This window comes from Streptomyces flavotricini (assembly GCF_020639365.1).
GTDB lineage: Bacteria > Actinomycetota > Actinomycetes > Streptomycetales > Streptomycetaceae > Streptomyces > Streptomyces flavotricini.
In genome coordinates this window covers 1,819,481-1,845,217 of record NZ_JAINUL010000001.1, presented here as the reverse complement: position 1 = coordinate 1,845,217, position 25,737 = coordinate 1,819,481, and the positions used below count along the sequence as shown (strand labels likewise).

General features: G+C 70.6%; 11 protein-coding genes. 8 read left to right on the top strand and 3 right to left on the bottom strand.

The genetic code is table 11. The annotated features are described in order from the left end of the window. Nucleotides 1-60 precede the first annotated feature (60 nt). From K7B10_RS08550 to K7B10_RS08540, 3 genes are read right to left on the bottom strand one after another with little or no spacing between them, the layout of a single operon-like run. Nucleotides 61-4,173, bottom strand: coding sequence for an Eco57I restriction-modification methylase domain-containing protein (locus K7B10_RS08550; RefSeq protein WP_229335394.1), 4,113 nt, complete (start codon nt 4,171-4,173; stop codon nt 61-63). Next, nucleotides 4,173-7,109 carry a DUF8741 domain-containing protein gene (locus K7B10_RS08545; RefSeq protein ID WP_229335392.1) on the bottom strand — a complete coding sequence of 979 codons (2,937 nt, stop codon included), beginning with the start codon at nt 7,107-7,109 and terminating at the stop codon, nt 4,173-4,175. Before K7B10_RS08545 ends, K7B10_RS08550 begins: the two co-directional genes overlap by 1 nt. 35 nt (nt 7,110-7,144) lie before the next feature. Then, on the bottom strand, nt 7,145-13,414 hold the full coding sequence (locus K7B10_RS08540) for a protein kinase domain-containing protein (RefSeq protein WP_372481542.1): 6,270 nt from the start codon (nt 13,412-13,414) through the stop codon (nt 7,145-7,147). 297 nt (nt 13,415-13,711) lie between these two features. On the opposite strand from K7B10_RS08540, the gene K7B10_RS08535 reads away from it, so the two are divergent. The 8 genes from K7B10_RS08535 (at nt 13,712) to K7B10_RS08500 (ending at nt 25,686) form a co-directional block, all read left to right on the top strand. Beyond that, a complete protein-coding gene (locus tag K7B10_RS08535) occupies nt 13,712-16,972 on the top strand; it encodes a sigma-70 family RNA polymerase sigma factor (protein ID WP_229335390.1) in 3,261 nt (1,086 codons plus the stop codon). A 48-nt stretch (nt 16,973-17,020) separates the two neighbouring features. Beyond that, on the top strand, nt 17,021-20,140 hold the full coding sequence (locus tag K7B10_RS08530) for a helicase-related protein (RefSeq protein ID WP_229335388.1): 3,120 nt from the start codon (nt 17,021-17,023) through the stop codon (nt 20,138-20,140). Beyond that, entirely contained in the window at nt 20,107-21,981 is a 1,875-nt protein-coding gene (gene drmB / locus K7B10_RS08525; protein WP_229335386.1) for a DrmB family protein, read from the top strand. Before K7B10_RS08530 ends, drmB begins: the two co-directional genes overlap by 34 nt. Before the next feature lie 8 nt (nt 21,982-21,989). Next, nucleotides 21,990-23,078, top strand: a complete 1,089-nt coding sequence (locus tag K7B10_RS08520; RefSeq protein WP_229335384.1) for a DEAD/DEAH box helicase — start codon at nt 21,990-21,992, stop codon at nt 23,076-23,078. Nucleotides 23,079-23,716: 638 nt separating this feature from the next. After that, on the top strand, nt 23,717-24,136 hold the full coding sequence (gene panD, locus K7B10_RS08515) for an aspartate 1-decarboxylase (RefSeq protein WP_229335382.1): 420 nt from the start codon (nt 23,717-23,719) through the stop codon (nt 24,134-24,136). Between the two features lie 14 nt (nt 24,137-24,150). Continuing rightward, complete coding sequence (locus K7B10_RS08510) at nt 24,151-24,510, top strand: GNAT family N-acetyltransferase (protein WP_229335380.1); 360 nt, start codon at nt 24,151-24,153, stop codon at nt 24,508-24,510. Beyond that, nucleotides 24,504-25,127 carry an aspartate/glutamate racemase family protein gene (locus K7B10_RS08505; RefSeq protein ID WP_229344856.1) on the top strand — a complete coding sequence of 208 codons (624 nt, stop codon included), beginning with the start codon at nt 24,504-24,506 and terminating at the stop codon, nt 25,125-25,127. The genes K7B10_RS08510 and K7B10_RS08505 overlap by 7 nt, the downstream gene beginning before the upstream one ends. Nucleotides 25,128-25,263: 136 nt before the next feature. Next, entirely contained in the window at nt 25,264-25,686 is a 423-nt protein-coding gene (locus K7B10_RS08500) for a ricin-type beta-trefoil lectin domain protein (RefSeq protein WP_308284564.1), read from the top strand. Nucleotides 25,687-25,737 lie beyond the last annotated feature (51 nt).

The following is a 25,737-nucleotide window of genomic DNA, read 5'->3' as shown; positions in this document are numbered from 1 at the left end:
GGGTCACGGCCCGGACCGTGGCTTCCCCTCCGGTCCGGGCCGCGTAGGCGTTGGCGGGTGTCAAGCTGCCGGGTGCCGGGGGCCGTGGCCCGGGGGCGGCGTGAGGGTCGAGGTGTAGTTCTCCCCGTCGATCAACGGGTTCTCCATGCTGACGCCGGCGGTGGCCATCCGGTCGTACTCGGCGAGGATCAGCTCCTTGGTCCGGTACGTGCCGTACGCCTTGATGTCGTTGTCGCGGGTGACATTGAAGGTGTCGAGGACGTAAGACGTGTCGGCGCGCGTGACGCCGTACAGGTGAAAGAAGAAGGCGTCCAGCTCGGAGCGGATCGCCGCGCGGCGATCCGGGTCCCAGCGGAAGGGGGCGCCCGTGTCGCCGAGGTCAGATGCAAGCGGCTGCATGTCGCTGGCGGTGTAGACGAGTTCCAACACGCGTGGCGAAATAAAGGTGTCGTGTACAGCAAGCTGAGCTGGCATCGGGATGGGCAGCTGGTACGCCGTGAAGAACTTTAGGTGAGTGCCACCGACCTTCTGGCGAGCAGCGAAGTCCAGGGCGAACGACGACAAGCCTGCAAGAAGACCAGCCACGGGTCCCCGGCCCGGAAGCATCAACAACGTGCCGTCAGGCGCTGCCGTACGCGGAAATGCCGAAACAATCATGGTTCGTTCATCACTGGCGCGGCAGATGTCACGCCAGCCGAGAAGCCAGCCCCGGTTCCACCCCTTGGCTGCGAGGCGGGAGTCGACGCCCGCGAGCTTGATCTCTAGGCCGTTCCTATCGAACTCACCTGTGGGAAGGTCCTGTTTAGGAACCCAGTAGCGTGGCATTGGGGCAGCCGCAGCGTCCTGGTGCTCCTCCAAGGTGAAGCGCGGCAGCGTGCCCTTGTTGAGCTGCTTTTCAGTAGCGCCCTCGTACGTTGAGAAGCGGTGGTCGAAGTGGTGCAGCATCTTGGCCTCGTGCAGGGGGAGGAGCCGCTCGTCTTCGCGTACCAGGACGTTGCTCTCCAGGCTCCAGCCGTCCTTGAGGAGGCTCTCGAAGGTCTCGCCGTGCTGGGCGTCGGGGCGGAAGAGGTGGGAATCGTTCGACATGTGGAACATGGCCATGAACGACATGCCCCATGGGTTGCCGTCCTTGCGGGACTCGTCGATGAGGACGGGCATACGACGGTAGATGCCCAGCGTGATCTCGGCATCCCGGCGAGTGCTGAAGACCGGGCAGGTGCCTGTGTTGGGGTTCATTCGGAGGATGTCGTCGGCCGCCAGTTGGTATCGCCGCTCGGCGATCTGGTCGGCTTGGCGCACCTTGAACACCATCTGCGTCGGCTCGTTCAGGCTGCCAGCGCCCCGAAGCATGAGCAGGCAGAAGCGCATCTGGTTGTGGACTCCGGGGAAGATCTTTTCCTCGTTCTCGAAGTCGTATAGTGCCGCCAACTGGCCCTTGGTAAGCAGCGACTTGAAGAAGAATTGTGTCGTCGCGTCCGTCGCGATGCCCGTCGGGACGATGATCCCCGTGCGACCGCGCGGGCCTGTCAGGATGCGGTCGGTTTCGGCGAAGACGGCGTATGTGTTGATGTCGCCACGGCCGGTGAGCGGGAAGCGGCCGCTGAGGCGGAGGAAATGGCTCTCGCCCTCGGCGCGGCGCTTGCTGGCCTCGAATTCCCCGTAGAGAACCTGTCCGTCCTGGTCTTCCTTGAGTTGGGCGATCAGGCGCTTCCGGGCAGCCGCGTTCGTCGCGTTGGCGATCTCCGGGTCGCGCTGGGCGAAGAACTCCTGTTCCTGGAGCTTGACGCGCTCCCATGGCGGATTCCCCACCACCGCGTCGAAGCCCCCCACCCAGCCTGTCTCCGGCTGGATGCCTGCACCTGATTCCGGGACGGAGAAGACCTCGGGAAACTCCAGATGCCAGTGGAAGAAGCCGTAGGTGTCGCGGAGGCGAAGTGTCTCGGTGTGGGTGGTGTCCGGGACCGATGCCTGGTCCCGCCCACGCAGGGCGCGGAAGACCTGGTCTGTGGGGGCCTCAGGGGCGTCCGGCTGCTTGGGCCAGACGAAGGCGGCGCACCAGGCGTCGGCGGCGTGCAGGTCCTGTAGGTAGTCGGCGGACTCCATGTAGGCGCGGTACGCCGACTCCTGATCGCGGACCTGGGCCAGAGAGTCTGCGGGGGCGGCGGTGATGCGGGCCAGCTCGGCTGCGTAACGACTGTTGTCGAGAGGGCCGGCGGTGTCGAAGAGGAGTTCATCCTGACCACCCCGCTGGATGCGGTTGCGCTTCTGGAGATCGGCGGCGGTCTTCTTGTCGTCACCCTCGATGGGTTTGAAGGCGTCGTTGGGGACGCCGTCGGCGAGCAGCTTGGGCGTCGCCCCGATCAGTCCGTTGCCGTGCTTGACGTGCGCGTCCAGGAAGCCCAGCGGCTTGCCCGGCTCCAGGGCCTCCAGCCACAGCGAAACCTTGGCCAGCTCGACCGCCATCGGGTTGAGGTCTACGCCGTAGATGCATCGGGCGACGACCTCGTGGAGGGCGTGGCGGACCGCGTCGAGCGTCGGCTCGGGGTTGCGTTCGCGGACCGCCGCCACCTGCTTGGCGATGCGGCGGGCCGCCGCCACCAGGAAGTGGCCGGAGCCACAGGCCGGGTCGCAGACCGTGAGGGACAGCAGCTCGTTGACGATGGAGTCCGCCGGGTCGGCGGCGGCGCCGGCGGCCGTGGCTGCCTCCTCGCCGCGCTTGACCGCGTCCGCGATCACCGGGTCAAGCGTCGAGTCCAGCAGGCACTCGATGAGCGAGGACGGGGTGTAGTAGCTGCCCGTCGTCTTACGGGTGTTGCCCGCGACCTCGACCAGGGTGAACGTGCGCTCCGACGCACTGTGCTTCGGTTCCAGCTCCAGCAGGGACTCGTAGACGGAGCCCAGTTCCTCCGCGTCCAGGTGGCGGTAGTCCACGGCCCGCCAGCGGCTGCCGTCACGGACCTGGGAGAGGTGCCGTACAGCCGTCAGCAGGGCCTCGTTGGACAGCTTCAGGTCGCGCAGCGGGGCGTCCGCGTCCGTGTCGTTGAACAGACCGCCGAGGCCCGGCAGGGCCAGTTCCGGGCGGCCGGCCTCGTCGCCCAGCGCCGCGAGGACGATACCCAGGGCCTCGTACAGGTCACCGTGGGCCGTGCCCCGGCGCTTGCGGGCGTGCGCGCGCAGCCGGGCCGAGGAGAAGTAGGCCGCGTAGCGGTCGCGGGCCTGGTGGTCCGCCTTCGGGGACAGCAGCGCTTCGCGGTCCTCGGCGACGAAGATGAACAGCAGGCGGTACACCAGCCGCAGCAGGGCCGCCTGGAGGGCCTTCGGCTGGACGTCCTCGCGCAGGGCGGCGTTCGCCGGGTGGCGGAGGAAGCCCGTACCCAGTGCGGTGATCGCCTCCTGGACGCCCTTGCGGAGCTGGTCCAGCGCCCGCGTGCCCGAGGCGATGGCCTCCGTGCGCCACTTTTCCAGCCAGCACGCCGACGGGGCCGCGTCCTCCGCGATCTCGAAGCGGGACACGTGCAGCGTGCGGTACAGCAGGACGAACTCGCTGAACAGCTCGCCGTCGAAGATCGCTTCCAGGTCGAACTCGACGTACGAAGCCGTGGCCAGGGCGCTGGAGTCGCGCAGCAGGCGGACCTGGCGGCCGTTCGTCAGGACGGCCCACAGGTGGGCGTCGACGCGGTTCAGGCACTCCTGGAGCATCGACTGCGGCGGGACCGTGCCCGCGCCGTTGGGGCGCTTGTCCAGGTTGGCGTTCCAGGGGGCCTGGTGGATGAGGGCGTGGCGCCAGCGGTGGGAGACGGGGAAGGACTTCTCCGCGTCGGAGTCGGCCGTGATGCCGGCCGGGCCGACCGGCGTCAGCGGGCCAAAGCCCAGTTCGCGCCAGAGCGGGGTCAGCCAGTCGCTGCCCGCCAGGCCCGTCGGGTCGGCGGCGGGCTGGCCCGTCTCCTCGTGCCCCGGAAGGCGCTTGCGCAGGTCGCGCCAGAGTGGCTTGAGGTACTCCCAGCTGCGCTCGGCCTCATCCCGTACCGAACGCGACGTTGGCAGGCCGTAATCGGCGGGCTTCGAGCCGGGGACGTCCTTGCCCTCGGAGATCCGGACCAGCATGTCGGCCGGAAGGAGCGCGCCGACCGTCTGGACGGCGGTGAAGACCTGGTTGCGGGTGGTGGCAGACATCAGGCGGACACTCCGGCGGCGACGGCGGCGGGCAGGTAGACGTAGGCGCCGAGGATGTCGGCGGGCTTCTGGGCGGTGACCGTCAGGCCGCGGACGATGTCGCCGGACGCGGCGCGCACGCGGCGGTGCGAGGCGTCGAGGTCGGCGGCCAGTTCGTCGCCGTACTCGGCGAGGTGGTCGGACACGTCCGGGAGCTGGTCCAGGATGCGGGTCATCGTGCGTTCGCCGAAGTACGGATCGGTGTTCTCGGTGGCCGTGGCGTCGAGAAGGGCGATGGCCTGTTCCTGCGGCAGCCACACCGCGTTCTTCGGGGAGCCCTGGAAGGCCAGCAGGCGGGCGTCCTCCGCGACCAGCTGCTTGTCGCCCGTGCGGGAGGGGAGCGTGAGGTGGAAGCGGTAGCGGACCAGGAGGAGGGTGGTGCGGGTGGTGACCGCGTCCGTGGTGATGACGCCGCAGCGGCGGGCCGGGCGGGCGCCGTCGGCCTGGGTGTCCAGGGCGGCGTTCAGGACGTGGGCGGCGAGGGCGCCGACCACCGGGTCGGTGCGGACCAGGGCTGCCTCGCCGCGGCCGACCGCGGGATCGCTGAGGAAGGGGATCGGGCGGTCCTTCTCCACCACCTCCGCGCCCACGACCGGCGCGAGCGCGTCGCGCAGGCCCGCCGGGGTGCCGCCGACCTGGGCGGTGAAGTCCTCGCCGACGCCCCGGAGTACGGCGCCCAGCGCGTGCAGCGACTCGCGGACGAAGGTGTCCACCTCGCCCGTGCCGCCCAGGGCCTCACGGACCGCCGCGACCTCCCGGGCCACCTCCTGCGGGTGGATCGAGCGCTGCGTGAACCGGGAGCGGGAGGCCTTCTCCCGCTCGGCGGCCGAGTTCCAGTCGCTGTCCAGCCTCGCCGTGCTCACCTTGAAGGCGTCCGCGCTGAACAGGGCGTCCTCCTGCTCCCGGCCGCGCATCAGGAGCCACTCGACGATGGCGTCCGTGACGCCCGTGGACAGCTCGTCGGGTACGGAGACCGAGATGCCGAGGTCCTTCTTGATCTGCCGGTGCTTCTTGATGAGCACTTCCAGGACCTTGCCGTCGATGCCGTTGTCATCGCCGTACAGGGTGATCACGCGGACCTCGTCGCGCTTCTGCCCGTACCGGTCGACGCGGCCCTCGCGCTGGTCGTGGCGGGTCGGGTTCCAGGCCAGGTCGTAGTGGAGGACGGCGTCGAAGTAGTGCTGGAGGTTGACGCCCTCGGACAGGCAGTCGGTGGCGATCAGGACGCGGCGGGCGGCCTTGTCCGCGCCGGCCTCGGCCGCCAGCTCCTCGATGCGCTGGACCCGCTGCTGCGGGGAGAGCGTGCCGGTGACGGCCTTGACGACCGTGTTGGCGCCGAGTGGGGAGCGCTTCTTCTTGCCGTCCTCGGTCTCGCCCGCGCCCAGCTCGGCCTCCAGGTACTCGGCCGTCGGGATGTAGCGGCAGAAGACGATCGGGTGGTAGCCGTCCGCGAGCAGGGCCTTCAGGTGCTTGATCAGGGCCTTCAGCTTGAGGTCGTCGCCGACGCCCTCAAGGGCTGCCGCCCGCTCCGCGAGCTCGGACAGGCGGTCGCCCGTGCCGTCCGTCTCCGCGCCGGGTGCCACGTCCATGCCTTCGAGAGTGTCGCTGTCGGCGGCGTCGCTGTTGAGCGGGGCGCCGAGCCGGTCGGCCTCCTCGGCGGAGGCCGCGATGGCCGCGGCCGAGCGGGTGCGCAGGGTCTGGGACGCGGCCCGCGGCGAGGACACCAGGGAGCGCAGCAGGGCGATCGCCGACCACCAGGCGATGCGGGCCTCCCGCTTGCCCTGGCTGCCGGCCGCCTCGACGCGCTCGCTCGCGTACGCGATGGCGTCGTCCAGCAGGGCCCGGTAGGCCGGGGACAGCTTGTACGTCTCGTCCTTGAAGTACCGGTCGGAGGGGAAGGCGGTGCGCTCGGCGAGGCTGTCGTCGCCGAGGCCGTCCTCCTTGGTCAGGTACTGGCGTACGTCCGCCCGCTTGCGGGCCACGAAGTGCTGGGCGAGGAGCTTCCTGCCCGACTCCGACTCCAGGTTCACCTGCGCCAGCTCCGGCTTGACCAGCCCCAGCAGGTTGCGGAACGCGGACTCCTTGCCGCTGTGCGGGGTCGCCGTCACCAGGACCAGGTGGCGCTCGGTGTCCTCGGCGACGCGGCGCAGCAGCTCGTAGCGGAGCTGGTTCTGGGCACCGGAGGCGGTGTCCTCGGCGGCGACGCAGGTGTGGGCCTCGTCCACGATCACCAGGTCGGGGCAGTGGCGGACGAAGTCGTCGCGGTGGCGCGGGGACTTGATGAAGTCGGTTGAGACGATGACGTGGGGGTAGCGGTCGAACAGGGACTGGCCGAGGTCCAGGCCGCGTTCGAGGCGGGAGACGGTCGAGGAGAGGACCAGCTCCGCGTCGATGCCGAACTTCGTGCGCAGCTCCTGCTGCCACTGCTCGGCGAGCGCCGGGGAGCAGAGCACGGCCAGGCCCGTCGCCTCGCCCTGGGCGAGGAGCTCGCTCGCGATCAGGCCCGCCTCGACGGTCTTGCCGATGCCGACGTCGTCCGAGATCAGCATGCGGACGGTCTGCTGGCGCAGGGCCATGAGGAGGGGCACCAGCTGGTAGGCGCGCGGCTCCACCGCGATACCGGCCAGGGAGCGGAACGGGCCCGCGCCCGACCGGAAGCCGATGCGCAGGGCGGTGCGCAGCAGGCCGGCTGCACGCTGGTCGCCGAGGTCGGAGGGCTCGGGGGCCGCGAACTCGGCGCCCTTCACCTCCTCGAACGCCGGGAACACCGCGGCGATGTCGTCGTCCGAACCGCCGAGGGGGCGCAGGACGAGCAGGTCGGGCTCGCTCTCGGGCAGCACCACCCACTCGCGGCCGCGGGCCGTCACGAGGGAACCCGCGGTGTACGTCAGTGCCATATGAGTCGTCTCGTCCTCGTGTCAGTTGGCGGAAGTCAGTGAGCGGAAGGGGTGCCGAAGTAGCGGGCGTGCGGGGCGACGAGCTTGTCCCAGTCGGCGTCGTGCGGGAAGCGGACGACGTCCCAGCGGGCGTCCAGGAGGCGCTCTTCGGCGTCCTCGTCGCGCAGCGCCGTCGGCTCGGTCCCCGGCAGGTCGACGAAGACCGCCAGATTGACGCCGGGCAGCCTGTACACGTAGTCCGCGAGGGCGTTCGCCTCGGTGATCAGGGTCTCGCTCTCGTCGGGCAGGCGCAGGCCGCGTGCCTTCAGCCAGGTGAGCAGGTTGTCCTGGGCGACCGCGACGGCTTCCTCGACCGCGGCCTCCAACCGCGTGGTGGCGGGAGCGTCCGGCGCCTGGTCGAGGAGGCGGCGGAACTGCTCCGAGCGGGACTCGCCGCGCGTCTCGCGCACGGCCGTGGCCGAGGCGAAGCGGACCAGCAGCTCCTTTGCCGCGTGTCGGTTGATGAGGGAGTGGCCCAGCTGGTTGCCGTAGGTCAGCAGGCACTCGTAGCAGCCCAGGGCGCAAGGGCGGTCCGGGTGGGGGCCGCCCTGGTCCGTGCCGTCCTCGTCGAAGTGGCAGATGGCGAGGGCCTGCCGGGCCGCCTTCGCCAGTGCGCCCTTCTCCGCCTGGAGGCGGCGCAGGACGCCCGCCCCGCCCTCGGCGGCCTCGGTGAAGAGGATGCGGCGGCGGGGGCCGTTGTCCGGGGGCAGCAGCTCGCTGGTGAGCTCGGCGTCCTCCAGCTCGAAGGCGGCCTCGATGCCCCGCTCCAGCGCGTACATCAGCGACAGCGCGATCGGCTCGGGGAGGGCCTCGTCGAGCGTGAGGACCAGGATGTTGCGGCGGTCCTCCACGAACGGGATGACGCGCTTCTTGCGGCGCCGCTCGTTGCCGTCCTCGTCGACCACCGGCAGCTCGGCGGAGTCGCCGGAGGCCTGGGAGGCGTCACGGTCGTTCATCCAGCGGCCGTCGGCCAGATCCAGCCAGTAGCCGTTCGGCTCGTCGCTCTTGGCCCGCACCCGGCCGGTGTTGGTGATGCGGACCGTCGCCGAGTCCCCGTACGCCAGCTCGGCGACCGGAGCGCCCGCCGCGTCGGTGACGGACGCGTTCAGGCGGCCGCTGCGGGTGCCGTGGTCGTGGAAGCGGTAGGAGGTCTCCAGCCGGAAGCCGGCGCGGCGCCGCTCCTCCTCGTCGGAGGAAATCCGCTCGCGGCGCGTGGTGTACACGGTGTGGAGGTGGAGGAGCCCGTAGGTGGCCGAGCCGAGCGGCTCGTCACACATGAGACAGCGGTCGTTGCGCTCCTCGGGGTCGTGGTGGTAGCCGCACTGCGCGCAGCGGCGGGCCTCGCTGGTGGCGAGGTCGCCGGAGGAGTCCGGCGGGAGCTGGATCCGGGTGACCTGGTAGCGGGCGCCCTCGTGGTAGATCAGCGCACCGGGACCGAACTCGCGGATGGCCAGGAAGCGGGGCCGCTGGAGGAAGTCGCCGTTGCCGCGGCGGTGGCCGACGGTCGGGATGTACGCGGCGAGCGGCAGCCGCGGGAAGCTGTAGCCGGGCAGGAAGCCCTCGGAGGCGAGATAGCGGTACGGGTTGAAGTCCGAGAGGACCGACTTGCTGTCGACGCTCTCGTTCATCAGCAGGTTCAGCTGGGTCTCGGCCTCACGACGGCGGGAGTTCGCCCGGATCCGGTCTCCCTCCGTCAGGCTGTAGTCGAGCCGGCGCCGGTTCTGGATGAACTGGTCGTCGAGCGCGGAGGTGAACAGCTTGCGCCAGCGGTCGAAGGCACGGTTGAAGCGCTCGGGGACCGTGCGGACCTGGTCCTGGATCCACTCGTCGTACCACCAGGTGGTGTCGGCGAAGTCGGGCAGCAGCGGGCCGAGGACGCGCTGGGACGCGTCGACGGTGCGGCGCTGGGCGTCCTTGTCAAGGGACGCGGCCAGGATCTCCGGGTGCAGGTTCAGGTCCGGGGCGGGCCGCTCTCCGGTGTCGGGATAGGAGACGTCGAGGACGTCCGGGATGGCGCGGCCCAGCTTCAGGCCCGCCTCCGCGATCCAGATCCCCTGGAGGTGGGAGCGGACCAGATCCTCGTTGGCGAGGTCCAGGCGGGGCGGGGCGACCGCGCCCGCCACCATCCGCTCGGAGCGGCGGAAGTAGTACTGGTCGTGGCTGTTGCCGGTGGCGCAGTACGTGGTGACCAGGGCGGGCTGGCCACTGCGGCCGGCCCGGCCCGAGCGCTGGGCGTAGTTGGCGGGCGTCGGGGGGACGTTGCGCATCATCACCGCGTTGAGCGAGGAGATGTCGACGCCCAGTTCCATGGTCGGCGAGCAGTACAGCAACTTCAGCTCGGCCTTGCGGAAGGCCTCCTCACGCTGCTCCCGCTCCTGCGGGGAGACCTGCGCCGTGTGCTCGCGGGCGAACAGGCCGGCCAGGGCGCCCGCCGCGTCCTTGTACAGCTCGCGGAAGAAGGTGTTCACCCGGGGGCCGTCGCCGCTCTGGTAGGTGCGGGTCAGCGGATCGTGCGTACCGGTCTCGCCCTTGCCGGCCCGCCAGACCAGGGACTGCGCGGCGACCCGGTAGCCGATCGTGGCTGGGCCCGTCGGGCGGCGGAAGCGGCCGGCGCGCTGCGGGGCCTCGGAGACCTCCTTCACCAGCCCGGCCTTCGCCAGGACCTTCAGCAGCTGCTCGATGACCAGCTGGAGTTCGTCGGTGTCGAGTTCCTTGAACTTGCGGTCCGCACGGCACAGGTACTTGCCGAACTTGCCGCGGGCGGACAGGAACAGCGCCGAGCGGTCCATGCCCTTGCCCGAGGGGTGCGGGTAGGCGGTGCCCACTTTGGGCCGGTCGGAGGCGGACAGGACCCACGGGTCGACGAGCCGTTCCTCGCTCGCCCGCTGGAGTGCGTCGAAGTCGTCCCGGAAGTAGGACACGTCGATGGCCAGGGACCGGCGCATCTCGTTGAGCAGTGCCTTCATGATCTCGGCGCGCAGGGCGGAGTCGGCGGTGCGCAGCTTCTCGTGGGTGCCGTCCCAGCGGTCCTGCTTGGCCGCGACCCAGTCCAGGTCCTCGTAGTCGATCTCCAGCAGGCCGGTCTGTTCCAGGTTGGGCATGGTGATGCGCCAGCCGCGCTCCAGGTCCAGGTAGAGCCGGAACGCGATGACGTCGCGGAGGGTCTTGGCGGCGGCGCGTGCGATCGACGGCGCGAGCTCGCTCTCGCCGGTGTAGTCGACGAGGCCGAGGGCGAGGGCCTCCCCGACGCGGGTGGCCAGCTCCTCGTGCGGGATGCCGTCCTCGCCCGCTTCGAGGGCGGCCCGGTAGAGCGCCCCGCGCAGCTGGGTGATCTGGACGAAGTCGTTGAAGTGGCCGGCCTGGAGCGAGGCGTCCTGGCGGTTGTCGACGAAGGTGAGGAGCTTGCGGGCCTCCTTGTCCAGGGCTTCGTCCGGGACCGCCTTCAGTGACTTCACCACGGAGGCGGAGATCAGGGAGGTGGCCGAGGAGCGACCTTCCTGGTCGAGGGTGGCCAGCTTCGCGAAGTCCTTGCCGCGGGTCTGTTCGTACGCCACACCGCAGTGGAGGCAGAACAGGAAGGGCGAGGGGATGAAGGCGGCCTGCAGGTCGCCCTGGCCCTCGATGCCGCGCGGGTCCACGGTGATCGCGCGCGGGACCCGGTCGCGGTAGGTCTTCTTGACGACTTCCTGGCCCTTGTCGTCGAGCTCCAGCCAGGACTCGGGCAGCCGCCGGTCGTCCACCGCGTACTGCGTGGTCGAAGGCCAGGGCCGGTCGTGGTCGACGTACAGGTAGCCGTCGCCCTGCCGTCCGCCGGTCGCCATGGTGTCCCGGCGGGCCTCGTAGCGGACCTCGCCGTCCTTCTCCGTACGCCACACCGTGAGGTACTCCTGGCCGCACTCCCGGCAGAACGCCAGCGGTATCAGCAGCTTGCCGCCGCTGCCCGGCTGTTCGAGCTGGTAGGAGCGCGTGTGGTGGCGGGTGAGCTTTCCCTCCAGGGTGACGTAGACCGTGTCGCCCATGGAGAGGAACTGGTGCAGCCGGAACGCGAACAGGGGCCGTTCGGTCACGGGGTGGCGTGCCTCCGAGCCGGACTCCAGGGTGGCGCGGATCGCGTCCCGGCACTGCTGGGCGTCCACGCCCGAGGCGTCGGCGAGCTCCTGTGCCGCGACCTCGATCTTCGCCGGCTGCCGGCGTACCAGCCGGCCGGCGTCCACCGCCAGGCCGAACCGGGTCTCGATCCAGCGGGCCAGCGGGTCGCGGACCAGGTCGGCGTAGGCGCGGGGGGCGGCGGGCGCGCGGAGCCGCTCGGCCGGGACGGTCCCGGGTGCCTCGTCGGTCGCCCGGATCAGGGTCTCGACGATGACGTTCCGGGGGCGGACGACCGTACCGAAGAGGGTGCTCGCCGTGTCGGCGACCACTTTGCGCTGGTCGTCCACCGTGCCCTCGGTGGACATGGTGGCGGAGGTGCCGACGCACTGGAGCCGCTCGGCCTGGCAGGCCTCGCGTACCCGGCGGATGAGCAGGGCGACGTCGGCGCCCTGCCGGCCGCGGTAGGTGTGCAGTTCGTCGAAGACGAGGAACTCCAGGCCGCGGGCCATGCTGATCAGGCTGGCGCGGTCGGCCGGCCGGGTCAGCATCAGCTCCAGCATCACGTAGTTGGTGAGGAGGATGTCCGGCGGGTTGTCGCGGATCTCCTTGCGGCGCTGGTCGTCCTCCTGGCCGGTGTAGCGGGCGAAGGTGACCGGCTCGCGGCCCTCGCCGTACCCGTCCCGCAGGTACTTCTCCAGCTCCTTCAGCTGGCTGTTGGCGAGGGCGTTCATCGGGTACACGACGATCGCCCGCACGCGCTTGGCGGAGCGCGGTCCCTCCGCCTCCCGCTCGCGCAGCACCCGGTCGACGATCGGGATGATGTACGACAGCGACTTGCCGGAGCCGGTACCGGTGGTCAGCACGTACGAGTCACCGGACGCGGCGGCGTCGATCGCCTCGCGCTGGTGCTGGTGGAGGGTCAGCGGGCGGCCGTCACATACCGTGGCGCCCGGAGTCTTCCGGGCCTGGAAGATCTGCGCGCATTCGCGGTGCAGGACGCCCTGCCCGGCCAGCTCGACGACCGTGCCGCCGCCCGCGAAGAAGGGGTTGAGGGACAGCCACGGGTCCGGCCACTGCGACTTCGCGTTCAGGTCGTCCTCGACGAACGCGGCGATGCGGTCGTCCCGGATGACGGTGCCGCCCTCGGTGAAGGAGCGGTAGTCCTTGATCAGGGTGCTGTGCACGCCGAAGACGTCCATCCCGGCGCCGCCGGGACCCGCGGAGGGCCGCTTCTCCGCGACCGGTGCGGGTGCGGTGGCCGTCGTCGGGCTGGTGGTGTGCCGCAGGACGCGCACCGGGTCGAGGGCGCTCCAGTGGGGGAGTGCGGAGGCTTCATCGCCGGGGTGGGTCCCATCCGCCGCGAAGGCATCGGGGAGCAGGGGCAGCAGGGCATCGCGGACGGCGACGGCGTCGGCGGGCCGCTCGGCGGGGTCCTTGGCCAGCAGCCGGTCCACCAGACGGGCCAGTCCGGCAGGTACGGCCGGCCGTACGAGCCGCACCGACGTCGGCTCTTCCTCGACGTGTTTGCGCCCCAGCTCGTAGGCCGATCCGCTGGTGAACGGCGGTACCCCGGCCAGCATCTCGTACAGGACACAGCCCAGGGCGTAGAGGTCGGCTGCCTGTGTGACCTGCTTGGCTTCGAACTGCTCGGGTGCCATGTAGCGGGCCGTGCCGACGCTGACGCCGGTGCTGGTGAGCCGGGTCTCCTCCGGATCGTCGGCGATCCGGCCCATCCCGAAGTCGAGCACCTTCACGGTGCCGCCGGTGATCAGCATGGTGTTGGCCGGCTTCAGATCGCGGTGGACGACGCCCGCCATGTGCGCCGCGGCCAGACCTGCGGCGATCTGAGCGCCGATCGCGACGGCCCAGGAGACGGGAAGCTGCCGTTCCTCCTCGATCAGGTCACGCAGGGTCTCGCCGTCGAGGTACTCCATGACGAGGTACGGGCGCCCGCCGTCGGCGTCGTCGACACCGCCGTCGATGAGGCGGGTGAGGTTCGGGTGTTCCAGACGGCGCATGATCCGGACCTCACGGGCGAACCGCTGGACGGCCTTGGCATCCGCACCGGTGTCGAGCACGGCTCCGGAGCGGCGGCGGAGCACGGTCTTCACGGCGACGGTACGCGTCACGTCGCCCTCCGCGCGGTGCAGGTCCTCGGCCCGGTGGACCTCGCCCATGTTCCCGGCCCCGATGACTCCCGTCACCCGGAACCGGCCCCCGATCACCCGCTCGGTCACTGCCGCCCCTCTCCCTGCCACGTCGCTGCGCCCCCTGCTGGTCCACCCCGTGCACCTGCCCCCCATGGGCGGCAGGTGCTCTGTTCATGGTCGCAGAGATGGCATGGCCCTCTCGTGCCTTCCTCGCAGCTCAAAATGTACACACGTCTTCTGTGTGATTCCTAGTGCGAGATCTGTTGACATTGTCAACAGATCGAACCTAGGGTCATTTCTTGAACGGGTGAGGGAGGGGTGGCCGTGAGTGAAGACGCTCGGGGCGAGCGGGATGCGGCCGGACTCCGGAACGCGCTCCGCGAGCTGTACGCCGAACTCGGCAAGGCCGCGGTGGGCGGTGTGGTCTCCGAGCAGGACTTCCAGCGCCGCGTCGGAAGCCTCGGGCTGGCGCAGGCCGAGCAGGAGCGGTTGCGGGGCGAGCTGGCCCGCCTGGGGCTTCAGGTCCGACGGAAAGCGGAGCATACGGACCACGACGATCGTGACGCGCGAAAGGTTGTGCACCCGGCGATGACGGGCCGGGTGCCGGCGGCGCATGCGCTGCTGGGCAGGTACGCGGATGCGCAGGGCCGGGTGAGTGCAACCGTCGTGGAGGGGGTGGCCAGGCTCTCGGGGTTGACCCCGGCGGAGACACGCTCGCTCCGGGAAGCGGCCCGGCCGCAGGATGTGACGGGAGCCCCCAGGGGGCCGGGTGTGCATGAGGGAGACGTGCAGGCCGAAGCGGAGACGCAGCCTCCCGTGGCGGAACCCGAATGCGCCGAACAGGAGGAGTTCGAGCCGGATCAGGACCCGGACTCGGGCGCGCCCACGCGGCCTCTCGGGGATGTCGGCCGAGCGGTCCGGGCCGCGCTGGCGGTGTTGAACGAGGACCGGTTCACGCGGCGACCCGAGAAGCGCATGCTCACGGCCGAGGAGGAAGTGGGTCTCGCCGTACTGGTGCGGGGTGGCGCTGATCGGATCGAGAGCCGGCCGACTGAGGCTGAGATCGCCGCACTCGCGGCCACCGACCTCCGAGTCAGAGCACGCAACTGCTTCGTCGTGCACAACCAGGGGCTCGCCCACAGTATTGCCCTCCGCCACGGGGGACAGGGCCTCGATCACGAGGACCTGTTCCAGCACGGGGCCCTCGGGCTGCTCCGGGCAGCCGTCAAGTTCGATCCCACCAGGGGCTACAAGTTCTCCACGTACGCGACGTGGTGGATCCGGCAGTCGATAAGCAGGGCCGTGGCGGACGAGGGGGCGGTCATCCGCATCCCGGTGCACTTCCACGAACAGATCCGCAAAGTCGCCGCAGCAGAACGCAGGCTCCAGTCGGAAGGCCGCCCGTGGAGCGCTGTCCATGTCGCCGTGGCCTGCGACCTGAGCGTGCAGCGGGTCGAGGAGATCCGGCGGGTCAGCCGACGTACGGATTCCCTGGACCGGGTCATCGGAGACGGTGTGCACCTGGGGGACCTGGTCGCGCTGGAACGGCCCCTGCCGTCGGCGGAACACCTGGCGATGCAGGAGATGGGGCGCAAGCACCTGCTTTCCCTGCTCACCCGCTTCGACGCACGGGATGCGCGGATCCTGCTGCGCCGCACCGGCCTGGACGGCGGCGACCGGTCGACACTGGACGACCTGGGGAAGGAGTTCGGCGTCACCCGGGAGCGGATCCGTCAGGTCGAAGTGAAGGCGTTCGCGGCCTTCCGCGAGATGCTGCTGGCCCACGGGATCGGCCCGGGGCACGCCGAACCGCCGGACCCGAAGCCGCGCAAACGCAAGGCGCCGGCGAAGCAGGCCCGCCGACTGCGCACACCGGCAACCGTGCCGACTCAGCGGGTACCCCTTGCTCCGCAGCCCCCGAGGGAGCCTGATGTGGCTGCCGGTGTCGAGCCCGAGGCTCCAGCGGCGCTGGAGGTGGCTGTGCAACTGTCCTTGTCCGGTGCCTCCACAGTGCTGCCTGCGGAGGCAGGACCAGCGCGGAACCCGGAGCCGGAGCCGGATCCACGGCCGGCCGCCGGGCCGGGCCCGGAGCGGGCATCGGAGCCGCAGCCTCAGCGGGCGCCCGATGCCGGCCCGCAGTCGCCGCCGAGGCCGGACCCCGGGCCCGAGCCGGAGGCGCGCCCGGCCGGAAGGTACCCGCCGGACTGGGAGCAGGCGCTGGCCATTCCCGTCGTGTTCTCAGGGACCGTCGTCTGGCTCGCCGAGTACGCGCTGGTGGCTCTCGGCGACGTCGAACTGGCCGGACTCCTGGGGCAGTCCGCCGCCGATGACGTGGTGGAGGCGGTGAAGAGCCGCGGAACGCTGGACCGCCCGGCTGTCGCGGCTCTGCAGGTGCTGCAGAAGCTCTTCGACGCCCTCAAGGACGCGGGCCAGCGTCCCCCGGACTTCCTCGACCGGTCCTTCGAGGCACTGAATGGTGTCTCCCCCCGGGTCTACCTCGCCGAGCGCCCCCTGGTGCGCAGCGAGTCGCGGCTCGCGGTGCGTGATGCCCTGCGTGAGTTCATCTCCCAGCCGACCGCGCGCGGCGAGGCCACGACAGCGTCCACGCCGGTCGAGACCGGTGGCCCGGTTGGCGTCGAGCAGATTTCGACGCCGTTGCGGTCCGCGGCCGAGGGGACGGCCGCCGCGGAACCTGCCCGGCAGACCGAGCCCGTCGAGGCAGCCGTGCCGACCCCGACCCCCGAGCAGGTCGTTGCGGTACCCGTCGCGCGGGCTGCCGCCGGGGCTCCGGCGACGGAGCGGGTGCCCCCGGCCGACGCGGTGGCTGCCGCGGGGCCGGTCGAGCCCGCCACCGCGGTCGCGCAGAGCGGGCCGCTTGCCGAGGACGGCACGGCCGAGCGGCACCGTGCGGACGCCGTGCGCGAGAGCTACGAGCGGCGCATCGCGGCTCTGCGGGCGGACGGGGCGGCGTCCGAAAGCCGGCTCCGGCAGGAGCTTGCGGACGCGCTCGAAAAGGAGCGGAAGCATGCCCTTGGCGCTGCCGCCGACACCGAGCGACAGCTCGACGAGCTGGAGTCCGCACTGCTCAATCGCGTCGACCTGGCCCTGCAGCGTCAAGCGGCTTCGTTGCGTCGCGCGGCCGATGAACGCATGGTCCGGCTGCGGAGCCAGGCCGAGGCGGACCTCCAGGCAGCACGACAGGCCGCCGAGTCTGCGGCCGACGCGCTACGCGCCCTGGCAGCTGCCCGGCGCAGGGCGGACGAAGCCGAGGAGCTGCTCCGGCGTGCCGCCCAGGAACACGAGGCGCGTATTTCCGCGCTGGCAGAGCGCCTGCGATCGGCCGAGTCCGCACTCGCGCAGCGGGAGCGGGCTCTCCAGGACGCCGATGCACAGGCGGATGCCCGGGTGGAGGTTGTCGAAAGGTGGGCCGCCCAGCGCGTCGCCGAGGCGGAGTCCGCGGCGAACGGACGGGTGGCTCAGGCCGAGCACGATGCGTGGGTACGCATCGCCCAACTCCAGGAAGAGCTGGCAGCCATGACCGCGTCCGAGCGCAGGCCGCTCCGTGACCGGTGGCGCCGCGGCTGAGCACCCATCCACCCCGGCCCGCATACCCGTACGTCTCCCGAGGACACCATGGACCCCCGACAAGAACTTGTCGACTATCTGACCCGCCAGCTGGTCGGACCGGTTCACGGCGAGGACGAAGTCCTCGACGCGCCGCCCGACCGCCAGTACCTCATGGGCACGCTCTACCCCCAGGACGCCGATCTCCAGAGGCAGCTGACGCTGGCAGCCGAAGACGCGGACGGCATCGGAACCGAAGGAGCGGCCCTCGACACCGACCCAGCGGACGACCCCGTACCGGAATCCAACGCCTGGTTGCCTTCCTCCCTCGGCCTCAGCTTCTACACGGACAGTGACACCATCGAGATCGGCTGCGGCGGCGCCCACTACCGCACCCTGCGCGCCCAGGGCGACCAGGGGCGCCGGTGGCAGCGGGTCGCACTGCCGCAGGAAACCCACCGGGTCGGGCCGGACCGCGATGCCGTCAGCGTCCTCGACGGGCGGGCCGAGCTCAGGATCCGCCGCCGCCCCCTCGGAGACGGTCTGCTGGTCACGGTGGCGCTGGTGAACACAGCTCGCACCGAACCGACGCTGGGCCGCTCGGCCCAGTGGGACAGGATGCTGTTCCAGGTGGCGCTCGACGTCCGTCCCAGCGAGGGCCGGGTACTGGAGTACCCCAGCGTCCGGCTGGCCAGCCGGGACCCGGAAGAGCAGGAGCTGCGGCTCCAGTACCGGCACGTGCGGACCCACGCCGTCGGCCACGGCTGCGCCGTCGAGGAATGCCGCGAGGGCGAGGTCGTGACCGGACTGCGTGCGGTGGTCCTGCCGGAGGCCGAGGTGTCCGCGACCCGTGCGGCCGGCCTCAGCGGCACACCCGTACTCAACGTGCTACACCTCGCCGACCCGGGCCTGCCCGTCGCTCAGCTGCGGCAGGAACTGACGGAATTCACCTCTGACTACCGCCGTTGGTACGAGGAACAGCAGGACACCGCGGTACCCGCCTGGGGCCGGGATGCCGCCGACCGGATCCTGGAGCGCATCGGCGCTGCCGTCGTCCGGATGGAGTCCGGCGTCCGCACCTTGTGCGATCCCGGCTGCCCCGAAGTCCTGGAAGCCTTCCGCGCCGCCAACCTCGCCATGGCCCTGCAGATGCGTCACTCCGCACGCGACCAGGCGGGCGAGCGGCGGCCCCGGGGCGACGCCATGTCCGTCGACCCGGCACCTGACCCCGAATCAACCTGGCGGCCGTTCCAACTGGCGTTCTTCCTGCTGGCCCTGGACGGCGTCGCCGACCCCCGCCACCCCGACCGGGGCATGACCGACCTGATCTGGTTCCCCACCGGCGGTGGCAAGACGGAGGCCTACCTGCTGCTCGCCGCCTTCGTGATGGTGCTGCGCCGCCGCGACCCCAAGGGCGGCGGCACCGCGGTCCTCAGCCGCTACACCCTCAGCCTGCTGACCACCCAGCAGTTCCAGCGGGCCGCGACCACCGTGTGCGCCCTGGAGACGATGCGCCGCGGCGATCCCGCCCGCTACGGTGACGAGCCGTTCTCGATCGGTCTGTGGGTCGGCGAGGCGACCTCGCCCAACACGTACGAGGCAGCGGTAGCGGCGGCTCAGGACGTGCGGTCCGCCGCCCGACCCGAGGACGTCTTCATCCTCGACCGCTGCCCCTGGTGCGGCACCCGCATCGTGCCCGCCCACCGCTCGGCCGACCACGCCGATTACGGCATCCGGGCGGGCGCCGACTCCTTCGCGTTCTTCTGCCCGCGCGACGCGTGCGCCTTCCATGACGAGCTCCCAGTAGCCGTGGTCGACCAGCAGCTGTACGACCGGCCGCCCACCTTCGTTCTCGGTACCGTCGACAAGTTCGCGCGGCTCGCCTGGGAGCCACGAGCGGGAAGCCTGTTCGGGGCAGGGGGCAGCAGCCTCCCGCCTTCCCTGGTCATCCAGGACGAACTGCACCTGCTGACCGGTCCGCTCGGTACGACCGTCGGACTGTACGAGGCAGCGATCCTCGGCCTGTGCGCGACGGCCGACGGAACGGGCCCCAAGGTGGTCGCCTCCACCGCGACGATCCGCCGCTCCGGCGAACAGGTCCGCTCCCTCTACGGAACCGACGTACAGCTCTTCCCGCCCGCCGGGCTCGACGCCCGGCACTCCTACTTCGCCGAGCCCGACACCTCACGCCCCGGACGGCGCTACCTGGGCGTCATGGCCCAAGGGCATACCGCCGGCCGTGCAGCGGTCGCCACCGCCGCGGCCATGCTCCAGGGAGCATGGGAACTACCGGAGGAGCACCGGGACTCCTACTGGACCCTCGTCGCCTACCATCACAGCCTTCGCGAACTCGGCCGAACCGTCACCGCAGCGGCGGACGACATCCCCGCCCAGCTCACCGGCCTGGACGCCGGATCCGGTGCCCGGCAACTCGCCGACCACCAGGTACAAGAGCTGACCAGCAACCTGGCAAGGGCCGAACAGCCCGTGCTGCTGGACCGGCTGGAGAAGCCCTGGACGGAACCTGAAGCCGTTTCCTTCCTGCCCTGCACCAACATGCTGTCGGTCGGCGTGGACGTCAAACGGCTCGCGCTGATGCTGATGCAGGGGCAGCCCAAGACCACGGCCGAGTACATCCAGGCCACCAGCCGGGTCGGCCGTCATGGTGTACCCGGACTGATCGTCACCTTCTTCAACGCCACCCGCCCCAGGGACCGTTCACACTACGAGACATTCGACCCCTATCACCGGGCCCTCTACCGGAACGTCGAACCGACCAGCGTCACACCGTGGTCGGTGCCGGCGCGCCGGCGCGCCCTGCACGCAGCGCTCGTCATCCTCGTACGGCACCGGCTCGGCCTGAGCGCCGAGAACCAGGCAGGGGACCTGCCGGACCACACCGGTGCGGCACGGGCGCTGGCAGAACTTCTCGCGCGGAAGGCAGGAGCCAGTGACCGGCGTGCGGCGCACGCGGTCCGTACCGAACTCGCGGAGTTGCTCACTGCCTGGGAGGAGGCGGCCCGCAATGCCAGGCAGGAGGGCAAGGAGCTCTACTACCGCAGTCAGGGCAAGGGGCAGCACAACCTGCTGAAGAACTTCGAACAGCACGGGGGGTTGTGGGAGACCCTCCACTCCATGCGCAGCGTGGATCGTGAATGCCAGGTGACGGTGAAGGGAGCCGACCAGTGAACCGCAAGCTTAGAGTCCGTCAGGCCCAGACGGTGCTCCCGTTCGGCGTCGGCGCGGTCTTCGACATCCAGGGCGAGTCGTTCGTCGCGACCGGTATCGGGGACTGGCCGCGGCTGCGTCAGCCGGTGGAATCCCCGCGATTGGCCTCGCGGCTCGGCGTGACCGGATTCTTCGCCGCTCCCGCGACCCTCAACGACCGTTTTGACCGCCCCGACGTGCCCGGAGCACCGTACATTCGCTTCCCGGCCTGGCTGTTCTGTGGGTCGTGTCGCCGCATGGTGCGCTGGCGGATCACCGACGAGAAGCCCGGGACACCTCCGAGCTGCCCGTCTTGCACGCCGGTACGTCGACTTGCCCCCATGCGTTTTGTGCAGATCTGCGCCGGGGGGCACCTCGGCGACGTGGACTGGTGGTTCTGGGCGCATGCGCGGCTCGACGCCGCGCAGCGGCAGTCCTGCGGCTCGCGCGAGCAGCTGCGCTTCCGTGTCTCGGACCGGGCGACCGGTCTGGAGGCGCTCTCCGTCTCCTGCTCGGCCGCCGGGTGCGGCGCGTCCCGCGACCTGTTGGACGTCCTGGGCACTCATGGCATGCGGTGTTCCGGACGGAACCCCTGGCAGAGGGCGCGTGAAGCCACCGACTGCGCCAAGCCCGTCCAGGTCGTGCAGCGCACCGCGGGCAACCTCTACTACCCGGTGGTCCACTCGGCTCTCTCCCTCCCCGAAGCCGAGGCGCCGGTTCCGGATGGATCGGCTCTCGCCGACCGGGTCCGCGAGAGCGACTACTGGGTACCAATGTGCAAGGCCGCCGGGACCCCCCGCGGTGAGATCCTCCGGGACATGGTCAAGGAGGACACGGGGGCGGGCGACGAGCTGTTGGACGCGCTCATCGCCGAGGAGACGGGGACGGGCACGCCTGCCCTTGCCGGTGGTGCCACCGCCGCTACGGCGTCTGCCGCGGGATCCGACCTGCGCCGCGAGGAATGGTCGGCGCTGACGGCCACCGAACCGCCGATGACGCGGGACTTCCTGGTACGCGGCTCCGGGCTGGGGCTGGACGGGGAGACCGCTGAGCCCTGGGCCGCACTGCACCGGCGCGTCGGGCGCATCATCCTTGCCGACCGGCTCCGGGAGGTACGCGCCCTGTCCGGCTTCAGCCGGGTCTCCCCGGATGCCGCGATCGTCCCCGCCGACACCTCGCGCAGGCTGCGCTGGCTGCCCGCAGTCGAAGTCTTCGGTGAAGGGGTTCTGATCACCCTGGACCCGGCTGCGCTGACCGCTTGGGAACAGCATGGCGCCGTACGGGCCCGGGTGGCGGGGCTGCGAGCCGACTTGGACCGCTCGTTCCAGAAGGACCGGCTCCAGGCCCTGACGGGCTCGGAGCTCCCCTCTCGTTTCGTGCTCCTGCACACTCTCGGGCACTTGTTGGTGCGTCAGCTGTCCTTCGAGTCGGGCTACACCACGGCCAGCCTGCGCGAGCGTGTCTATGCCCGGCCCGAACACGACCAGTACGGGGTGCTCGTGTACACGGCGGCCGGGGATGCGGAGGGGACGCTCGGGGGCCTCGTACAGCAGGGAGAGCAGCCTCGGCTCGCCGAGACACTGCTGCGGATGGCCGAGGCCGCCGCCTGGTGTTCCGCGGACCCGCTGTGCTCGGAGCACACCGGTCAGGGCTTCGGCAATCTCAACCGCGCCGCCTGCCACGCCTGCGCGCTGCTTCCGGAGACCAGCTGCGAGACCGGAAACACCCTGCTGGACCGAGCCCTCGTCGTGGGCGGAGGCGGTGTCCCCGGCTTCTTCGAGCCGATCGTGGCGGCCGCCCGGACCGCGGCCACCCGGGAATGAGCGGAACTGTGACTCTGACCTACCTCGACCTCACACCCACGCAGCGCGCGCTGCTCGATGGGCTGCCCTTCGACGGGAACCACGTGATCGACGGGCCACCGGGGAGCGGGAAGAGCGTGCTGGCCGCCCAGCGGGCCGTCATGCTGGCCCTCACCGGTACGCCGGCGGTCCTGTTGACCCGCTCCAACCTCCTGCGGCAGTCCCTGGCGCCGATGGTGTCGGCGCTGTGCTCCAGCAGTGCGGCCGTTACCGTGGCGACCGCCCACTCCTGGCTCGCCAGGTGGTACGGCCCGGACGCCCCCCGCTCCGACGACGGCTGGTACGACTGGCCGGCCTTCTACGAGCGAGCCGCGCTCGCGGAGCCCGGCGGTCCGTTGACGCTGGTGGTCGATGAAGGGCAGGATCTGCCCCCTGCTTTCTACCGTTTGTGCCGGATACTCGAGGCCCGCACCACAGTTTTCGCCGACGAATGCCAGAGGCTGACCGAGTCGAGCTCAACCCTGGTGGAGATCGCGCAGAGCCTGGGCAAGTGCTCCCCCCACGTACTCGACGCCAACTACCGCAACACCCGGCAGACAGCCGAGCTGGGGGCCAGGTTCCATTTGGGTCCCCGTCCGCCCGCACTTCCGGAGCGGGAGGGCCCCGTGCCCCGATTGCACTCGCTCTCGCACCAGGGAGCGGTCGCGGACCTGGTGATCGGTCTTGCCGAAAGACGGCCCGGCCGTAGCATCGGCGTGGTCGTGCACTCCACCCAGTCCCAGTTCGAACTCCTCACCCGGCTGGAACGCAGAGCCCCGCAGCTCCGGCCACAGATGTACACGGCGCAAGCGACGGCTGGCCGGTACCGGACACTCGACCTATCGCGCCCCGGCATCGTCATCGTCCACCGCGCCAGTGCCAAGGGGCTCCAGTTCGACACGGTCGTGGTGCCTGACACGGAGACCGACGCAGGAACGGACCCCACTTCCGCGGAACTGCGGATGGCGTACTACGTACTGTCGACTCGGGCGTTTCATGATCTGCACTTTGGACATGCAGGGGAGAGAGAGCCGGGGCACCTTAAGGACATCCCTCACGCCGTGTTGGCGCGTGGATAGGCTGACTCAGCCAGGGCGAGGCGGACGCGGGACCAGTAGTCTCCTGCACCGTCGCTCGATTGATCTGCGCCGGTATCCGGAAAGTTACGAAGTCGGCCCGGTTTGGCGGATATCCGGAGATCTGGGCTCGTGCCCGGGAATGAATTCCATGGATGGAGAGCATGCTGATGAAGAGGTCAAGAAACTGGTGACAGTTCATGCCGGAGCTCAACGCAGAGAGCGTGGAGTTTTGCCGCCGAGGTGACCGGTCGGTTCCCGAGGTATGGGACTTCGGTCACACGGAGGTCGCTGTGTGGTTTGTGGGTGGCCCAGGCCAGGATGGCAGGGTGAGACAGAGGACCGCGAAAGCGTCCTGGGCACGAATGGGCGGGCCGAGCTGCGGCGGGGGCACCTCCGCATGAGGGAGACATCGAGGTCCTCAAGCGCGATGGCGGACCGGTGACCTCACGACCTTCCGGCATCCCCTGTGCGCGACTCGGAAAGGGAATGATGACGGGTCAGAAAAGTCAGCAAACGGTCAGCGTGAGTCCTGAAATACCTGCGGACAGCTGACCGAACATGCGAATCGTTGTAGGCTCGCGAAACCGCCCTTGACCTGCAGAAAGCAGGCAGGGAGCAGACATTTCGGGAGTTACTTCATGTTTCGGACAATGTTCAAGTCCAAGATCCACCGGGCCACGGTCACCCAGGCCGATCTGCACTACGTCGGTTCCGTGACCGTCGACGCCGATCTGCTCGACGCGGCGGACCTGCTGCCCGGAGAGCTCGTCCACATCGTGGACATCACCAACGGCGCCCGGCTGGAGACGTACGTCATCGAGGGCGAGCGCGGTTCCGGGGTCATCGGGATCAACGGCGCCGCCGCACACCTCGTGCACCCCGGGGACCTCGTCATCCTCATCAGCTACGCGCAGGTCGAGGACGCCGAGGCAAGGGTGTTGAAGCCGCGGGTCGTGCACGTCGACGCGGACAACCGCATCGTCGAACTGGGCGCGGATCCGTCCGCCCCGGTGCCGGGAACGGACCAGGAGCGCAGCCCCCACGCGGTGGCTGTCTGAGGGGAGTCGGGACCATGTCGCAGACCGGGGCCGGGGCCATCGAGTTCAAGGACGACCGGAAGGCGGGACGGCTGCTCGCCGTCGAGGACGGCGAGGTGGTCGGCCTCATCGCGTACTTCGTGCTCGACGCGGCGCCCCACGCCCTCGTGGCGGTGCACACCGTCGTCGAGCCGGGGCACGAGGGGCGGGGCATCGCCGGGGACCTCGTGAAGACCTTCTACGGGATCGCCGCGGCCGAAGCGGTGCCGGTCGTCCCGCTGTGCCCGTACGCGGCCGCCTGGGCGGGCCGGCACCCCGACCGGGCTCCCGAGGCGCCGGCCGAGGTCGTCGCGGCGGCGAAGGCGCAGCTGGACGCGAGCCCCGACCTCTGGTGACGCCCCTGACCCTGCTGCACACGTCGCCGGTCCACGTGCCGGTCTTCGACGCCCTGCGGGACAGCGACCACCCCGGCGCCGTACTGCGCCACCTCGTGGCGCCGGAGCTGCTGGACCGGGCCCGCACGGAGGGCCCGGACGCGGTGGCTCCGGCCCTGCGGGCCCTGCTGGCCGGCTCCGCCGGACCGGTCCTCGTGACCTGCTCGACCATCGGCGCCGTCGCGGAGTCCCTGGCGCCGGAGCTCGGCGTCCCGGTGCTGCGGGTCGACCGCCCGATGGCCGCGGAGGCCGCCCGCAGGGGCCCGCGCATCGCGGTCCTGGCCACCGTGGAGTCGACGCTGGCCCCGACGGTCGCCCTGCTGGAGGAGGAGGCCGGGCGGGCCGGCCGCCCGGTGTCGATCACCACGCACCTGGTCGCGCGGGCCTGGTCCCGCTTCGAGGCCGGCGACACCGCCGGCTACCTGGACCTGGTGGCCCGGGCGGCCGACGCGCTCACGGAGGTGGACGCCGTGGTCCTGGCCCAGGCCTCTATGGCCGACGCGGCCGCCCTCACCACCACCCCCGCCCCGATCCTGTCCAGCCCGGCCCCCGGCCTCGCGGCGGCCCTGGCCTCCTGACAAGCGCAACGGCCCGCCGGACGTACCGGCGGGCCGTTGTGTTCCATCGGGAATTACCTGGTCGCGAGCGCCTCAGGGGGTAGCGGGAGCTCGTCCTCGAAATCGCAGATGGGCACCGCACGGATGCTGCGGCGCCATGGGCCCGATGTCCTTCTCGGCCAAGTCGAGTCACTGCATGGACAACGACAACGGCCGCACCACGGACGGGAACAGGATCCAGGCCTGGGACTGCAACATGATCAACGGCGGCGAAGCCCAGAAGTTCGAGATCCGGGCCGACGGCACCATCCGCGTCGCGGGCAAGTGCATCGACGCCGCCTACGCCGGCACCACCAACGGCACGCTCCTCTGGCTCTACCCCTGCAACGGCAGCTACGGCCAGCAGTTCCTGCCCCACGCCGACGGCACGATCTACCACCCCACGTCGGGCCGCTGCCTGGACGCCGACAACATGAACACCGGCACGCAGCTCTACCTCTGGGACTGCAACGCCACCAACCCCCAGCGCTGGACCATCCCGACGCTGAGCACCGCCCCGCTGCCCGTACCCCTGTGGTGACGCGCGGCACCGACTGACCGCACGCGGGTGCCCCGGCACCCCGCTGCACGA

What these genes read in the sequence shown, in the direction of transcription:
- K7B10_RS08550 (WP_229335394.1), bottom strand. Translation starts at nt 4,173, where the DNA reads ATGTCTGCCACCACCCGCAACCAGGTCTTCACCGCCGTCCAGACGGTC.
- K7B10_RS08500 (WP_308284564.1), top strand. Translation starts at nt 25,264, where the DNA reads ATGGGCCCGATGTCCTTCTCGGCCAAGTCGAGTCACTGCATGGACAAC.
- panD (WP_229335382.1), top strand. Translation starts at nt 23,717, where the DNA reads ATGTTTCGGACAATGTTCAAGTCCAAGATCCACCGGGCCACGGTCACC.
- K7B10_RS08530 (WP_229335388.1), top strand. Translation starts at nt 17,021, where the DNA reads ATGGACCCCCGACAAGAACTTGTCGACTATCTGACCCGCCAGCTGGTC.
- K7B10_RS08510 (WP_229335380.1), top strand. Translation starts at nt 24,151, where the DNA reads ATGTCGCAGACCGGGGCCGGGGCCATCGAGTTCAAGGACGACCGGAAG.
- K7B10_RS08545 (WP_229335392.1), bottom strand. Translation starts at nt 7,109, where the DNA reads ATGGCACTGACGTACACCGCGGGTTCCCTCGTGACGGCCCGCGGCCGC.
- K7B10_RS08540 (WP_372481542.1), bottom strand. Translation starts at nt 13,414, where the DNA reads ATGGGCGAGGTCCACCGGGCCGAGGACCTGCACCGCGCGGAGGGCGAC.
- drmB (WP_229335386.1), top strand. Translation starts at nt 20,107, where the DNA reads ATGCCAGGTGACGGTGAAGGGAGCCGACCAGTGAACCGCAAGCTTAGA.